This is a genomic window from Actinomadura sp. 6K520 (genome assembly GCF_004349245.1).
GTDB lineage: Bacteria > Actinomycetota > Actinomycetes > Streptosporangiales > Streptosporangiaceae > Spirillospora.
In genome coordinates this window covers 44,926-58,803 of sequence record NZ_SMLC01000001.1, presented here as the reverse complement: position 1 = coordinate 58,803, position 13,878 = coordinate 44,926, and the positions used below count along the sequence as shown (strand labels likewise).

Here is a 13,878-nt window from a genome sequence, read left to right as displayed (position 1 = left end):
CTAACTTGCCGTACTCATCGCGGCGTGCTCATCGAGCGCTCATAGCAATCTCGACCTGCTTCCGACTAGACGTCGCTTACCATTTGGCCATCCTGCTGCCGCGCGGCGTGTGCCGCAAGCCGCGCTCGCAGCGCACCGGCGTCGAGCGGGCCCGGGACGCGGAACGCCCTCGGGAACGCCCGACGCCGCTCTGCGAGCTCGAGGCATCCCAGGTCGGGGTGCAGATGCGCACCCCTTCCCGGCAGCCGCCCAAGGGGATCGGGGACGATGACGCCCTCGACCACCACCAGGCGCAGCAAGCCGGATTTGACCGTGCGAGCCCGGCAGCCAACACACGTGCGTATAGAGGCCGCCCGGCCACGTTTCATGAGTCTACCGCGCCGACGCGTCGGCGGGGCCGGTCGCATGCGCCTCCGGGGCAGAAGATCCAGAATCGCCGGTCTCGCCGGACTTCGCGGCGGCCTGCTCGGGCTCGGTGTCGGACCGGATGTCGATCCGCCAGCCGGTCAGCCGGGCGGCGAGACGGGCGTTCTGCCCCTCCTTGCCGATGGCGAGGGACAACTGGTAGTCGGGCACGACCACCCGGGCGACCCGGGCGTCGGCGTCGACCACCTCGACAGTGGAAACCCGCGCGGGCGACAGGGCATTCCCGACGAACTCCGCGGGGTCCTCGGACCAGTCCACGATGTCGATCTTCTCGCCGTGCAACTCGGCCATCACGTTGCGGACCCGGCTGCCGAGCGGGCCGATGCACGCGCCCTTGGCGTTCACGCCCGCCTTGCGCGAGCGCACCGCGATCTTGGTGCGGTGGCCGGCCTCGCGGGCGATCGCCGCGATCTCCACCGTCCCGTCGGCGATCTCCGGGACCTCCAGCGCGAACAGCTTGCGGACGAGGTTCGGGTGCGTCCGCGACAGCTGCACCGACGGGCCGCGGTGCCCCTTGCGGACCTGCACCACGTAGGCGCGCAGCCGGTCCCCGTGGTCGTAGTGCTCGCCGGGGACCTGCTCCTGCGGCGGCAGGACGGCCTCGATCTTGCCGAGATCGACCAGCACGTTCCGCGGGTCCTTGCCCTGCTGGATGATGCCGCTGACGATGTCGCCCTCGCGGCCGGCGTACTCGCCGAACGTCAGCTCGTCCTCGGCGTCCCGCAGCCGCTGCAGGATGACCTGCTTGGCGGTGGTCGCCGCGATGCGCCCGAACCCGGTCGGGGTGTCGTCGTACTCGCGGAGGGCGTTGCCCTCCTCGTCGGTCTCGGTCGCCCAGACCGTCACATGCCCGCTCTGCCGGTCCAGCTCGACGCGCGCCTTCGCCGCCGCGCCCTCCGTCCGGTGGTAGGCGATCAGCAGGGCGTCCTCGATGGCCTTGACGGCCACCTCCAGCGAGATGTCCTTCTCGCTTTCCAGGCCCCGAAGGGCGGTCATGTCGATGTCCACGAGTTTCCCCCCTCTAGTCCGGCTCAGCCGGAGAACGCGTTCCCTCAGCCCCAAGTGGCGAGTCCTTCTGGGGGGAAGGCCCCGCAGACCCCCCGGAAAGGGGTTTGAACTCCACCTGCACGCGGCCGCGCCCCAGCTCGCCGAGGCGGAACCGGCGCCGCACGGTCTCCGTCCCGGGGGTCCTTCCCTTCTGGCGGGACTTCCCCCCGGACCCGCCGGAGGGGGTTCCGGACCCGGTGGACCCGCCGCCGTCCTTCGCCCCGGCTCCCTTGCCGCGGCGCTTCTGGACGACGTCGATCTCGACGCTCTCGTCGTCGGCCGCCACCACGCGGCCCTCGATCTGGCCTCCCTCGGCCAAGGGGGCGACGACCAGCCGGCCGGCGGCACGGCGCCAGTGCCGCGGCTCGGTGAGGGGGCGGTCGACGCCGGGGGAGGTCACCTCGAGCACGTACGGCGAGGTCCCCATGACGTCGGACTCGTCGAGCAGGGCGGAGGCCGTCTCGCTCAGCCGGGCGATGTCGTCGAGGCCGACCCCGCCGTCCCCGTCCACAACGATCTTGACGAGGCGGCGCCGCCCGGCGGGCCGCACGTCGACCTCCTCCAGGTCGAAGCCCGCCTTCCGCACCGCCGGCGCGAGCAGCCGGGTCAGCTCGGGGACGGCGGCGCCGCGCGCCGGGCGCCGGGCGCCGTGCTCGCGCGGACCCCGGTCGTGCCGGGCCTGCCGCCCCTCCTGCTCGCGCCCCCCTTGAGCGCGGCCACCGCTGGACTCGACGCTCATGGGACCCTCCCTCTGTTGTCCGCCTGCGGTCGCGGGCGTCGCCGCTCATCCGTTGACACCTCAAGCCTATCGACAGCCGGAGACCGCGGCGGTTTTTCGGACGCGTCACCGGCGCGGCGGATATGGAATGCTTGAGCTGGCCTGATGGGCGCGTCCGGGACCGGGACCGCAGCGGGCCGCCACCACCACACCGTCGGGTGAGGAGACTCCCTTGCCAGAGGCCGTGCCGCGCTTGCCGGGAGCCGCGTCCCGCCGCGCGCTGCTGGGCCGGGGCGCCGTGCTGGGCGGCGCCGCGCTCCTCCTGCCGTGGGCGGCGGGCTGCGCCGCCGAGACCCACCCGCACAAGGACGTGCCGACGCTGGCCGGCGCGATCGCGTCCGAGCAGAACCTGATCGCCACCTACGAGGCGGCCAAGGCGGCGGACGCCTCGCTCGCCGCGCGGCTGGACCGCGTCCTCGCCCATCACCGCGAGCATCTCGCCGTTCTGCAGCGCCACTACGTCCCCGGTTCCGGCGACCGGGCCGACGAGGGCGGCGGCATCCCGGCGCCGAGCGCCCTCCCGCTCCCGGACGGGGGCGGGGTCCTGGAGGCGCTGCGCGACGCGGAGGACCGGGCGGCGCAGGCGCGGGGGGCCGACGCGGCGAAGGCGGCCCCGGGGCTGGCCCAGCTGCTGGCCAGCATCGGCGCCTGCGAGGCGGGTCACGCCATGCTCGCGTCGGGTGAGCCGCCGCCCGTCCGGTCGAATTCCGGTACCGAGGCGGTCCGGACGGCGCTCGGGGCCGAGCACGCGGCCGTCTACGGGTACGGGGTGCTCGGCGCCCACCTGCGCGGATCGCTCAGGACGACGGCGAAGACCGTCTGGAACGACCACCGCGCCCGGCGGGACACGCTCGTCTCGATCCTGTCCGTGGAGCCCGGCGAAGCGGTCGCCGGGGCGGCCGCCTACCGGCTGCCCGTCAAGGTCACCTCCGCCCGCAGCGCCGCCCGGCTCGCGGCGGCGCTGGAGGACGATCTCGTGCCCGCCTACGTCGCCCTCGCCGGCGCCTCCTCCCCCGATCTGCGGGCCTACGCCGCGGACGGCGCGCGGCGGGCCCGGGCGCGGTCCGCCGCCTGGCGTACGAAGGCGGGCATCCCGGCGCGGGCGGACGCGTTCCCCGGGCTGCCCCCGTCGGCGCGGTCACCGCGTCCCGTCCCCGGTGAGTGATCTTCCGCACCCCGGGAAGGAAGCGTCCGATCAGTGACGTTTGTCCCTGCGGAGGGATCACTCGGGGGAGGAGTCCAGATCAGCATGAGCACCAGTCCACAGGGAAGCGCTCTCGACGAACTGCGGGCCGCCTACCAGGAACAGCTGACCAGGCTCGCGGCCGAGCGCGACGCGGCGCGCCGCCAGGCGCGCAGGGCCCAGGCGCAGGCCGATGTGGCCCGCGCCGACCTCGCCAGCCTTCGGAGCAGCGTCCAGCAACTGCTGGACGCCGCCGCCCGCCACCTGCCCGGCCTGGCCCCCGGGGAAGCGCCCGCAACCGGGCCTCACGAGGCGTGGGAGGCGCGGGAGCTGCCGCCGGGACGGCGTGCCCTGCCCGCCGCCGCGGACGCCGCCGAGGATGGGGCGCGGCCGGCCAGAGCGGCCTGAGCCGGGGAGGAACGGCCCGCACAAGGGCCGTGCGAGACCGCCGGGACGCGGTTCCGGCGGTCTCCGTTCGCGCCGCGGCCGGCGCCGGCGACGGCGCGAACGCGAGCCCGCCGCTGCTGTTAATGTCGAGCGGATGACCGCGTACGGCCTTCTCGTCTCCCCCTCCCACAACCGGGTCTATGCACAGGCCGCCGCCGGCCTGGTGAAAGCCGAACTGGCGGTGTTCAGTGAACGGGCGCTCGGCGGGCGCGTCCAGGACATCTCGGAGACGGAGATCGGCGGCGTCCCGTATGTGACGTTCTCCGCTGACGCTCTGACGGAACAGGACGTCCGGCTTCTGTCGAACCTGTCGTCGCTCTACGCGCTGTTCCAGATGGAGGGCGACCTGCTGCGGCCGGTCGCGCTCAAGCCCCTCGACGTGTTCGGCAGTGACCTGCTCACCATCCAGAAGTACTCGGGCAAGACCAACGAGTACTTCACCAAGCTCCTGCTGAACGTCACCGCCATGGCGGCCGACTCCCCCATGGACCTGGTCACCGGCCGTCCCAGCGTGCTCGATCCCATGTGCGGCCGTGGCACCACCCTCAACCAGGCCATGATGTACGGCCTGGACGCCGCGGGGATGGACATCGACGGCAAGGACTTCGATGCCTACGCGGCCTTCATCAAGACGTGGCTGAAGAACAACCGGGTCAAGCACCGCGCGGAGATCAGCAACGTGCGGCGGGAGAAGTCCGTTGTCGCACGCCGCCTGCACGTCACGCTGGGCGCGTCCAAAGAGCGCTACAAGGGCGGCGAGACGATGGAGATCACCGTCGTGCACGCCGACTCCCTGGAGGCCGGACGGTTCTTCCGCCCGGCCTCCTTCGACCTGATCGTCACCGATGCCCCGTACGGCGTGCAGCACGGCAGCCGCCCCAAGGGCGGGCGGCCGTCCGGCAAGGGCAGGCCGCAGCTGTCGCGGAGCCCGGTCGAACTGCTGGCGGCGGCCGTGCCGGAATGGGCCCGGCTGCTCCGTCCGGGCGGCGCCATCGGCATCTCCTGGAACACCTTCGTGGGGCGCCGTGAGGACATCGCGGAGATCCTCGCCTCCAGCGGTCTCCGGGTCCAGGACTCCGAGGCCCACCGCGCCTTCCGGCACCGCGTGGACCAGGCCATCTCGCGAGACCTGATCACCGCCCAGAAGCCCCCCGGCTAGATCCAGCGTTCGATGTGGGGAAGCAGCTCGTCCAGGCCGTGGATCACCGCGTCGGGCGGGGCGAGGCCGGGGCGTTCGAACGCGTGGGTGGTCTGGTGCCGGATCTGGACGGCGCGGAGACCGGCCGATTTGGCGCCGTGGATGTCGTCGTAGGGCCGGTCTCCGACGAAGACGCAGGAGGCGGGGTCGGTGGCACCGACGGCGTCCATGGCGGCGCGGAACGCGCCGGCGTGCGGCTTGGTCCAGGGGATCTCGCTGGAGTAGACGGCACCGTCGAGCATGTCCAGGACGTCGTCGCGGGCGAAGACGCGCTCATGCCATTCCCGGGACCAGATGGTGTTGGACAGGACGCCGATCCGGATGCCCTGCTCGCGGAGGGTGGTGAACAGGCCCGGGACGGCGGGGTCGGTGTGCGTGTGCGGCGTCCACGTCTCGAAGTGCGTCGCCAGCAGCTCCTCGGTGGGCTGGATGCCGGCCATCTCGAACGCCTCGGCGAGCGTGGCGCTGCGGTGCTCGTCGGTACCGCGGCGCCAGAGTTCCAGTTCCGCGTCGGCGAGCGCCGTCGCGGCCTTCTCGACGTCGTCCGTGGGTAGGTGGGCTGAGCAGATCGCGCGCCACATGTCGGCCAGTTCGAGGTCGTGCCACGGGGTCAGCGTGCCGCCCCAGTCGAAGATCACTGCTTGTACGCCCATGCCCGGATGGTAACCATCGAGGCGCCCTGGACGATCAACCTTTTGCGCGGTGGATCGTCCCGGAGGGCGCGACCGGGGCCGCCCGAGCCCGTCCAAAGCCTGCCCTCAGCCCGCCGTCCAGGAGCCGCCCCCATGCGCAGACCCTTGCTCGCCGCCCTCCTGTCCGTCGCGTTGTCCGCCGGTATGGCGGGGGTCGCCGTCCCGGCGGAGGCAGACCCGATCCCGGACGGCCCCGGCCGCGGTTTCGTCCCGGCCTACGTCGGCGGGCCCGCCACGCCGAAGCCGCTGGAGGGACGTCCCGTTCCGGCCAACCCGCACCAGGGGCCCGCGGGGTTGTCGTCCATGCACGCCGACAGTTACGCGTCCGACACGTACCCGTTCCTTGGGCCGCTCGGCCGCGACCCCGAAGTGCTCAACGAGGCGAAGGGCGACGGCCTGCCCGGACTGTGCTCGACGGTGACCTTCGCCCGCGGGACCGGACTGATCGTGGCGCAGTGCACGCGCGGGCAGAACTTCATGCTGCGGCTGATCGACCCCAGGACGCTGAAGGACCTCGCCACCTACGAGCTGCCGCCCCGACCGTCCACGGTCCAGGCGGTCTTCTCGCTGAGCCTGGACAAGGTGCTCACCGATACGTCGGGCGGGGCCTACTACTACCTGGACGCGCAAGACCGCGCCGTCCTCGCGGACTCGGCGTTCCATCTGCGGCGGTTCGCCCACGAGAAGGGCCCGGACGGCAGGTGGCGCTTCACGGTGACCGATGACTGGGATCTCAGCGGGTACCTCCCGCACGACTGCGCCACCTGGACGAATCCGTGGCCCGCGGGCGAGTGCGACCCCGTCACCGCCGTCGGCCCGGACTGGGGCGGCCTCATCTGGTGGATCACGCGGAACGGACGGATCGGCACCCTCGACCCCGATTCCGGCACCGTCCGGATGACGCGGCTCCAGGGCGAGAGCATCCAGAACTCGTTCGCGGCGTCCGAAGACGGTCTGTCGATCGTGTCCGACCATGCGCTCTACCAGATGCGCGCGGATCGGGACGGCACGCCCGAGGTCATCTGGCGCGAGCCCTACGACAGGGGAAGCGGACGCAAGCCCGGCCAGATCGACCAGGGCTCGGGGACGACGCCCACGTTCTTCGGCGACGGGTACGTGGCCATCACCGACAACGCCGACGACCGCATGCACGTGATCGTCCGCCGCAGGGCCGACGGCCGGCTGGTGTGCCAGGTCCCCGTGTTCGGCAGCGGAGCGAGCGCGACGGACAACTCGCTCGTCGGGTACGGCGGCAGCCTCCTCGTGGAGAACAACTACGGCTACCGCAACTTCTTGGAGCTTCCGCCGGGCGGCTCGTCCGTCGGCGGGGTCAGCCGCGTGGACGTGCGGCCGGGCGGGAACGGCTGCGAGACCGTATGGACGAGCAAGGAGCGTTCGCTCTCCACCGTCCCCAAGGTGTCGGTCCCCGCCGGGCTCCTCTACCTGTACACGAAGGAGCCGCGGAAGGACTTCATCGACGCCTGGTACCTGACGGCGGTGGACGTCCACACCGGCCGGACCGTCTACAAGGTGCTGACGGGCCCCGGCAAGTGGTTCGACAACAACTGGGCGCCCATCACCCTCGGCCCGGACGGAACCGCGTACGTGGGGGTCCTCGGCGGGCTCGTCGCCGTCCGCGACCGCGAGTAGGCCGCCCCTCAGCGGGGATACCGGTCCGATCAGCGGAACCGAGACGGACGAGCGAGACGGACGAGGAGGAGGCATGCGGGCACGCGAGCCCGGTGAGAGCCGCGACTTCCGCGAGGACGTCGACGAGATGGGCGACAACGACCAGGACCTGGAGATCGGGCTGACCGAGGAGTACGTGACCGACCCGCCCGAGGGCCTGCGCATCGAGGAACCGGAGGAGAGCAGGGACGGTCTGAGCATCTCCGAGCACGAACGGCAACTGGCCGACGAGGGCGCGGCCCAGCGGCCCCGCCCGGACACCCCCGCCGAGTCAGACGCGGTCAACCCCACCCGCAGACCCTGACCCGCAAAGGCGGCGCAGGTGGCCCGCAACGACGCCGACCGACACGCGAGCGCCTTATCTGACCGGCGAGGCGACGCCGAAGGCGAGCCTCGCCGGGAAGATCGCGAAGCGATGGGCGCTCGCACAGGCCAGGTCACGTAGCGAGCGCCGGCGAGCGAAGTGAGCCTGGCCTGCCTAAAGCACGGCCTCCGGGGCCCGTAGCCGGGTGAGGACCTGGACCGGGTCGGACAGGACCTCCGCGAACGCGAACTCGGCGGCGCCGACGAGGGTCGTGTCGTCGCCGAGGGCGGCGGTGCGGAGCTTGACCCTCTCGCGGGGCGCCGCGAGCGCGCCGGTCGCCATGACGCTGCGGATCTGCGCGGCGGCGCCGAGGTAGATGTCGCGGAGCGTCCCGCCGAAGACGACCATGCCGGGGTTGAAGACGTTGACGAGGTTGGCGACGCCGAGGCCGAGCCAGCTGCCGACCCGCTGCAGCGCCTCCCGGGCGACGATGTCGCCGGCGTCGGCGGCGGCGACGACGGAGCGGACCGCGTCGCGGCCCGGCTGGTCGGGGGACTCCTCGCGGCCGGCGTGGGCGAGCAGCGTCCGCTCCCCCACCTCGGCCTCCAGGCAGCCCTTCGACCCGCAGGCGCAGCGCCGCCCGCCCGGGTTGATGATCATGTGGCCGATCTCGCCGCCGAAGCCCTCGTCGCCGCCGAGCAGCCGCCCGTGCGCGATGATGCCGCCGCCGACGCCGACGTCGCCGTGCAGGTAGATGAGGTTGTCGCAGCCGACCCCCGCGCCCCGTTCGTGTTCGGCGAGGGCACCGAGGTTGGCGTCGTTGCAGACCGACACGGGGATGCCGAGGCCGAGCCGGCGGGACAGGGCGTCGCCGAGCCGCAGTTCCCCGACGTCGAGGTTGGGGCCGAACATGATCGTGTCGTCGGAGCGGCGGACGGTGCCGGGGAAGCCGAGCGTGGCGCCGACGCAGACGGCGTCGCGCTCGGCCTTGCGGACGAGGGCGCGTGCCCCGGCGACCAGCACGCCGAGCAGTTCCGCGGGGTCGGAGCCGCGGGCCCGCACACCCTCGCGGCGGTCCAGGACGACGCCGCCGAGCCCGACGCGCGCGACGACGAGCCGGTCGACGCCGACCTCGAACGCCAGCACGTAGACCCGGGTCGACTCGGGCCGGACGACCAGGGACGGGCGCCCGGCGCGGCGTCCGGGGCCGCGCGGCAGCTCCTCGCGGACGAGCCCGGCGGCGGTGAGGTCGGCGGTCAGCGCCATGATCGTGCTGCGGTTGAGGCCGAGGGACTCGGCGAGCGTGGCGCGCGACGCCGGGCCGCGCAGGTGCACGAAGCGCAGGAGTGTCCCGAGGTTGTGCCGCCGGATGTCCTCTTGTGACGGGCCGCCCTTCATCATCGGCGCAGCCCCAGCTCTCCGCTGGCACCCGAGGTGATCAGCTCGACGACCTGCCGGTGGGTGATGTCGGAGGTCCGCACCTGGGCGACCATCCGGCCGAGGTACATCGCGGCGATCCGGTCGGAGACCGCGAATACGTCGTTCATGTTGTGCGAGATCAGCACGACGGCCAGGCCCTTGTCCGCGAGCCGCCGGACGACCTCCAGCACCTGCTGGGTCTGGGCCATGCCGAGCGCGGCGGCGGGCTCGTCCAGGACGACGACCTTGCTGTCCCACAGGACGGCGCGGGCGATCGCGACGGTCTGCCGCTGCCCGCCCGAAAGCGTCGCGACCCGCTGCCGGACCGAGCCCATCGTGCGGACGGCGAGACCGGACAGCGTCGTGCGCGCCATCTCCTCCATCGCGGTCTCGTCCAGCGTGAGGCCGCGGCGCTGCTCCCGGCCGAGGAAGAGGTTCTGGACGATGTCCAGGTTCTCGCAGAGCGCGAGGTCCTGGTGGACGATCTCGATCCCGAGGCGGGTGGCCTCCCGGGGGCCGCCGACCCGCACCGGGCGGCCCTCGAAGCGGTACTCCCCCGCGTCGAACGGGTGGATGCCGCCGATGCACTTGACCAGTGTCGTCTTGCCGGCGCCGTTGTCGCCGACCAGTGCGGTGACCTCGCCGGGGTAGGCGGAGAACGCGACGTCGTGCAGGACCTTGACGGAACCGAAACTCTTTTCGATTCCGCGCAGGTCCAAGGCTGGTGTCACTGACATGCCGAGGGGCTCCCACCGTGCCGCACCGCCGCCGCGCGGCAGGCGGTCGTGGCCAGCGAGAATATCAGCAGCGCTCTTCGCCCGGAAACCGCCGGACGGCCCGCGGGGGCCGTCCGGCAGGGCCTGGGAGCCGATGGTGCGTGCCACCGGCTCCCAGGACTCCCCGGCCGTGTTCACGGGATCACCGCTCCCACGGCCACCGTGCGCACGTCGTCACCGTCCTACGTTGGATCGCCGTCGTCTGGCCAGCGCGTCCATGCTGGCGGCGAGCAGCAGCACCACACCGGTGATGAGGAAGCTGAGGTACGCCTTGGTGCCGAGCAGGCCGAGCCCGTTCTCGATGGTGGCGATCACGAGCCCGCCGAACACCGCGTCGCGGGCCTTGCCGCGCCCGCCGAACAGGCTCGTCCCGCCGATGACGGCGGCGCCGACCGCGTACAGCAGCGTGTTGCCGGCCCCCGCGCTCACCGCGACCGAGTTGAGCCGGGACGCGGCCAGGATGCCGCTGACCGCGGCGAGCCCGGAACAGATCATGAAGACCGAGATCCGGATGCGGATCACGTTGATGCCGGCCCGGCGGGCGGCCTCGGCGTTGCCGCCGACGGCGTAGATGTGCCGGCCGAAGGAGGTGCGGCTCAGGAGGAACGTGCACACGATCAGCAGGGTGCCGACCAGCGGCACGCCCCACGGGATGCCGGCCAGTTCGATCAGCGGGCTGGCGGCGCGGTCCAGGCTGAGCACGTACGTGGCGCCGAGCAGCACGGCCGCGACGACCGCGCACTGGATGAGCACGAGCTCGATCGGCTTGGAGTGCAGGTTGCGGGCGTGCTGGCGGCGCCAGCGCAGCAGCTGCGTGGCCGCGTAGCCGGCGGAGCAGGCCACGGCGAGCGCCCAGCCGAGCCATACCGGCATGTTCTTGGTGGCGAGCGCCACGATGACGTCGTCGCGGACGGGGACGGTCCCGCCCTCGCCGATCAGCCACAGCGTGATGCCCTGCAGCCCGAGGAAGAACGCCAGCGAGACGACGAACGAGGGGATGCGCAGGACCGCGACCAGCCAGCCGATCGCGGTGCCGATGATGATGCCGGCCGCGACGGCGCTGATCACCGCGACGTACCAGGGCTGCCCGCTCTCGACGAGGAGCTTGGCCATCAGCGCCGCGCAGAGACCGCTCGCCACACCGGCCGACAGGTCGATCTCCCCCACCAGCAGCACGAACACCAGGCCCATGGCGAGGATCGTGATGGGCAGCGCCTGCGTGGAGAGGTTCGCGATGTTCCCCGTGCTGAGGAACGTCTCGGGCTTCAGGATGGTGAACAGGACGAACAGCGAGGCCAGGCCGATGATGGCGGGGAGCGCGCCCAGCTCACCCGCCTTGAGCCGGTACCAGTAGTCCAGCAACGCCGACTTCACGTCGTGTTCGCGCCGGTCCGTTGCGAAATCCGAGTCCGCCAGCTTCACGGCGGCCTCCTTGCCTTCGGGGATGTCGGTGGACACCTGGTCCCCCTTCAGATGCTCTCGGCGGCGGTCTGCGGCGCGAGGCCGAGATCGCCGGAACGGCCGGCGGTGATGAGTTCCACGACCTGGCCGTGGGTGACCTCGGTACGGGCGACGTCCGCCGCGACCCTGCCGAGGTAGAGCGCGGTGATGCGGTCGGCGACCTCGAACACGTCGTTCATGTTGTGCGAGATGAGCACGACGGCGTGCCCGGTGTCGGCGAGCCGCCGGACGAGATCGAGCACCTGGCGGGTCTGCGCGACGCCGAGCGCGGCGGTGGGCTCGTCCAGGATCACGACCTTGGACTCCCACAGCGCGGCCTTGGCGATCGCGACGGTCTGCCGCTGCCCGCCGGACAGGCTCGCGACCTGCTGGCGGACGGACTTGACGGTGCGGACCGACAGCCGGGCGAGCGTCTCGCGCGCCGCCTCCTCCATCGACGGCTCGTCCAGGACGAGGCCCTTGCGCCGCTCGCGGCCGAGGAACATGTTCTGCACGATGTCGAGGTTGTCGGCGAGGGCGAGGTCCTGGTACACGACCTCGATGCCGAGTTCGGACGCGGCGCGCGGCCCGTCGATCGTCACCTGGCGGCCCTCGAACTCGATCTGCCCCGAGTCGAAGGGGTGGATGCCGGCGATGCACTTGATGAGGGTGGACTTGCCGGCGCCGTTGTCGCCGACGAGCGCCATCACTTCGCCCAGCCGCACCGTGAAGTCCACGTTGTGCAGCACATGGACGGCGCCGAAGCTCTTGTTGAGCCCGGTCAGGCGGAGGACGGGGTCTCCGTTTACAGCCACGTGGTTCCTTCCAGGGTTCACGTCGTGCCCGTGGCGGGCCCCCGGCGTCCCGGGTTTCCGGGTACCCGGGGCGCCCCTCAGCGGTGCGGGGGCCCGCCACGAGGTCAGCGGGGGGCGGCTACTGGATGCCCGCGTCCTTGCACTTCGCCGCGTAGGCCCCCTTGCAGAGGTCCTCGACCTTGACGAACCCGTCGTCCACGACCTTCTTCATGTTCTCCTCGTCGACGCCGATCGGGGTCAGCAGCACCGACGGCACGTCACGCTTGCCCTCCGGGTCGTTGGTGGTGCCGTTGGTCTCGCCCTTCTCGCCCTTGATCAGGGACACGGCCAGCTTGGCCGCCGCGTCGGCCTCCTGCTTGACCGGCTTGTAGACCGTCATGCACTGGGTGCCGTCGAGGATGTTCTGCAGCCCCTGGACGGTCGCGTCCTGGCCGGTGACGGGGACCTTGCCGGCCTGCTTGTTCTTCTTGAGGATCGAGATGACCGAGTTGCCGAGGTTGTCGTTGGCGGCGAGCACGCCGTCGATCTTGCCCTGCTGCTCGGTCCACATCTGCTCGAAGATCGTGGCGCCCTTCTCGGCGCTCCAGTCCGGAACGGGCTGCTCGGCGACCTTCGTGTAGTTGGCGTTCTTGTCGAGGATGTTGTGCGAGCCCTGGGCGAACAGGGTCGCGTTGTTGTCGGTCGGCGCACCGTTCAGGTACACGATGTTGGACTTCTCTTCGCCCAGGCACTTCGCCAGGCCCTTGCCCATCTCCTCGCCGACCTTCACGTTGTCGAACGACACGTAGTAGTCGGCGACGCCACCGAGCGTGAGCCGGTCGTAGTCGATGGTCTTGACGCCCTGCGACTGCGCCTTGCGCTGGACCGCGGCCGCCGAGTTGGAGTCGAGTCCGGTCAGGAGCAGGACGGTGGCGCCGCTGGTGAGCATCTGGTCGGCGATCGTCTGGAACCGCTGGGCCGAGCCCTCCGCGTTCTGGATGTCGCTCTCGACACCGGCCGCCTTGAACGCCTGCTCCAGGTACGGCCGGTCGAAGCTCTCCCAGCGGTCCGAGGAGGCGGTGTCGGGCAGGATCACACCGACCTTGCCCTTGACCTCGCCGGAGCCGCCGGCGTCGTCGGAACCGTCGTCGCCGCAGGCGGTGAGGGTGAGCGCCCCGGCCGTCATGACGGCCATCAGGCTGAGGATCCCCTTGCGCATATGCCCGGGTCCTTTCTGGGGTGGGCCGCCGTGGCGCGGCCGAGGGGGTCGCAGGCCGGTGAGCGAGATCACATGTCCACCGGCGTGAATGTTGTGCCCCGCAACTTATGTCGGCCTTGTCCGGTGCGCCAGACCTGTCGCCGGACCAATTTGTTGTCGGGCGTAACAATCACGTAACGCGAGATCAACACGGGCGTGACGCGGGGGTGCGCTGACGGGGGGATGAGACGCGGCGGGCAAAGCCGTCCCACCACGGGGGCGCGGTATGTTCGACGGCTCAACATTCCCCTGAGCCCGGGGGCGGCCGTTCCGGGGCGGCTCGCGGGCGCGCCAGGACCATGCCGGGGCGGCAGGAGACCACCCCGGCCGGCGGACGGGCCGTTTCGGTCGGTACTCGGCGCGGCGGCCTCAGTTGACGGCGGCCGCGCTTGACGGCGGCCTCAGTTGACGGCGGCCTCAGTTGACG

At 71.8% G+C, this 13,878-nt stretch carries 14 protein-coding genes; 5 read left to right on the top strand and 9 right to left on the bottom strand.

The genetic code is table 11. The features are described from left to right. Positions 1 to 65 precede the first annotated feature (65 nt). Genes E1289_RS00330 through rimP form a run of 3 tightly spaced genes read right to left on the bottom strand, consistent with a single transcriptional unit; the run spans position 66 to position 2,212 of the window. Complete coding sequence (locus tag E1289_RS00330) at positions 66 to 368, bottom strand: YlxR family protein (RefSeq protein ID WP_131974036.1); 303 nt, start codon at positions 366 to 368, stop codon at positions 66 to 68. Positions 369 to 372: 4 nt separating this feature from the next. After that, positions 373 to 1,422: a transcription termination factor NusA gene (gene nusA, locus E1289_RS00325; RefSeq protein ID WP_131974035.1), complete on the bottom strand. Its 1,050-nt coding sequence runs from the start codon at positions 1,420 to 1,422 to the stop codon at positions 373 to 375. Between the two features lie 25 nt (positions 1,423 to 1,447). Next, entirely contained in the window at positions 1,448 to 2,212 is a 765-nt protein-coding gene (gene rimP / locus E1289_RS00320; RefSeq protein ID WP_131974034.1) for a ribosome maturation factor RimP, read from the bottom strand. 211 nt (positions 2,213 to 2,423) lie between these two features. Between rimP and E1289_RS39325 the strand changes: the two genes are divergently transcribed. The 3 genes from E1289_RS39325 (at position 2,424) to E1289_RS00300 (ending at position 5,040) form a co-directional block, all read left to right on the top strand. Then, complete coding sequence (locus E1289_RS39325) at positions 2,424 to 3,416, top strand: ferritin-like domain-containing protein (protein ID WP_243712503.1); 993 nt, start codon at positions 2,424 to 2,426, stop codon at positions 3,414 to 3,416. An 84-nt stretch (positions 3,417 to 3,500) separates the two neighbouring features. After that, positions 3,501 to 3,842 (top strand): hypothetical protein, encoded by a 342-nt coding sequence (locus tag E1289_RS00305; protein ID WP_131974033.1) that lies wholly within the window; start codon positions 3,501 to 3,503, stop codon positions 3,840 to 3,842. A gap of 133 nt (positions 3,843 to 3,975) precedes the next feature. Beyond that, positions 3,976 to 5,040, top strand: a complete 1,065-nt coding sequence (locus tag E1289_RS00300) for an SAM-dependent methyltransferase (protein ID WP_131974032.1) — start codon at positions 3,976 to 3,978, stop codon at positions 5,038 to 5,040. Here the strand turns inward: E1289_RS00300 and E1289_RS00295 are convergent. Beyond that, on the bottom strand, positions 5,037 to 5,732 hold the full coding sequence (locus tag E1289_RS00295; RefSeq protein ID WP_131974031.1) for an HAD family hydrolase: 696 nt from the start codon (positions 5,730 to 5,732) through the stop codon (positions 5,037 to 5,039). The two genes, E1289_RS00300 and E1289_RS00295, sit on opposite strands and share 4 nt — an antisense overlap. A gap of 132 nt (positions 5,733 to 5,864) precedes the next feature. On the opposite strand from E1289_RS00295, the gene E1289_RS00290 reads away from it, so the two are divergent. Continuing rightward, complete coding sequence (locus E1289_RS00290; RefSeq protein WP_131974030.1) at positions 5,865 to 7,421, top strand: hypothetical protein; 1,557 nt, start codon at positions 5,865 to 5,867, stop codon at positions 7,419 to 7,421. 73 nt (positions 7,422 to 7,494) lie between these two features. Continuing rightward, on the top strand, positions 7,495 to 7,764 hold the full coding sequence (locus E1289_RS00285) for a hypothetical protein (RefSeq protein ID WP_131974029.1): 270 nt from the start codon (positions 7,495 to 7,497) through the stop codon (positions 7,762 to 7,764). Between the two features lie 174 nt (positions 7,765 to 7,938). Here the strand turns inward: E1289_RS00285 and E1289_RS00280 are convergent, their stop codons facing one another. The 5 genes from E1289_RS00280 to E1289_RS00260 form a co-directional block, all read right to left on the bottom strand. After that, positions 7,939 to 9,162 (bottom strand): ROK family transcriptional regulator, encoded by a 1,224-nt coding sequence (locus tag E1289_RS00280; protein WP_131974112.1) that lies wholly within the window; start codon positions 9,160 to 9,162, stop codon positions 7,939 to 7,941. Beyond that, on the bottom strand, positions 9,162 to 9,920 hold the full coding sequence (locus E1289_RS00275) for an ATP-binding cassette domain-containing protein (protein WP_131974028.1): 759 nt from the start codon (positions 9,918 to 9,920) through the stop codon (positions 9,162 to 9,164). Before E1289_RS00275 ends, E1289_RS00280 begins: the two co-directional genes overlap by 1 nt. Positions 9,921 to 10,133: 213 nt before the next feature. Continuing rightward, positions 10,134 to 11,417, bottom strand: coding sequence for an ABC transporter permease (locus tag E1289_RS00270; RefSeq protein WP_131974027.1), 1,284 nt, complete (start codon positions 11,415 to 11,417; stop codon positions 10,134 to 10,136). 11 nt (positions 11,418 to 11,428) lie between these two features. Further along, positions 11,429 to 12,214: an ATP-binding cassette domain-containing protein gene (locus E1289_RS00265; protein ID WP_131974026.1), complete on the bottom strand. Its 786-nt coding sequence runs from the start codon at positions 12,212 to 12,214 to the stop codon at positions 11,429 to 11,431. A 118-nt stretch (positions 12,215 to 12,332) separates the two neighbouring features. Continuing rightward, entirely contained in the window at positions 12,333 to 13,412 is a 1,080-nt protein-coding gene (locus tag E1289_RS00260) for a sugar ABC transporter substrate-binding protein (RefSeq protein WP_131974025.1), read from the bottom strand. Positions 13,413 to 13,878: the final 466 nt, after the last annotated feature.

Coding starts and splice junctions, on each gene's coding strand:
- nusA (WP_131974035.1), bottom strand. CDS start 1,422: ATGACCGCCCTTCGGGGCCTGGAAAGCGAGAAGGACATCTCGCTGGAG.
- E1289_RS00275 (WP_131974028.1), bottom strand. CDS start 9,920: ATGTCAGTGACACCAGCCTTGGACCTGCGCGGAATCGAAAAGAGTTTC.
- E1289_RS00295 (WP_131974031.1), bottom strand. CDS start 5,732: ATGGGCGTACAAGCAGTGATCTTCGACTGGGGCGGCACGCTGACCCCG.
- E1289_RS00260 (WP_131974025.1), bottom strand. CDS start 13,412: ATGCGCAAGGGGATCCTCAGCCTGATGGCCGTCATGACGGCCGGGGCG.
- E1289_RS00285 (WP_131974029.1), top strand. CDS start 7,495: ATGCGGGCACGCGAGCCCGGTGAGAGCCGCGACTTCCGCGAGGACGTC.
- E1289_RS00330 (WP_131974036.1), bottom strand. CDS start 368: ATGAAACGTGGCCGGGCGGCCTCTATACGCACGTGTGTTGGCTGCCGG.
- E1289_RS00305 (WP_131974033.1), top strand. CDS start 3,501: ATGAGCACCAGTCCACAGGGAAGCGCTCTCGACGAACTGCGGGCCGCC.
- rimP (WP_131974034.1), bottom strand. CDS start 2,212: ATGAGCGTCGAGTCCAGCGGTGGCCGCGCTCAAGGGGGGCGCGAGCAG.
- E1289_RS00280 (WP_131974112.1), bottom strand. CDS start 9,162: ATGAAGGGCGGCCCGTCACAAGAGGACATCCGGCGGCACAACCTCGGG.
- E1289_RS00300 (WP_131974032.1), top strand. CDS start 3,976: ATGACCGCGTACGGCCTTCTCGTCTCCCCCTCCCACAACCGGGTCTAT.
- E1289_RS00290 (WP_131974030.1), top strand. CDS start 5,865: ATGCGCAGACCCTTGCTCGCCGCCCTCCTGTCCGTCGCGTTGTCCGCC.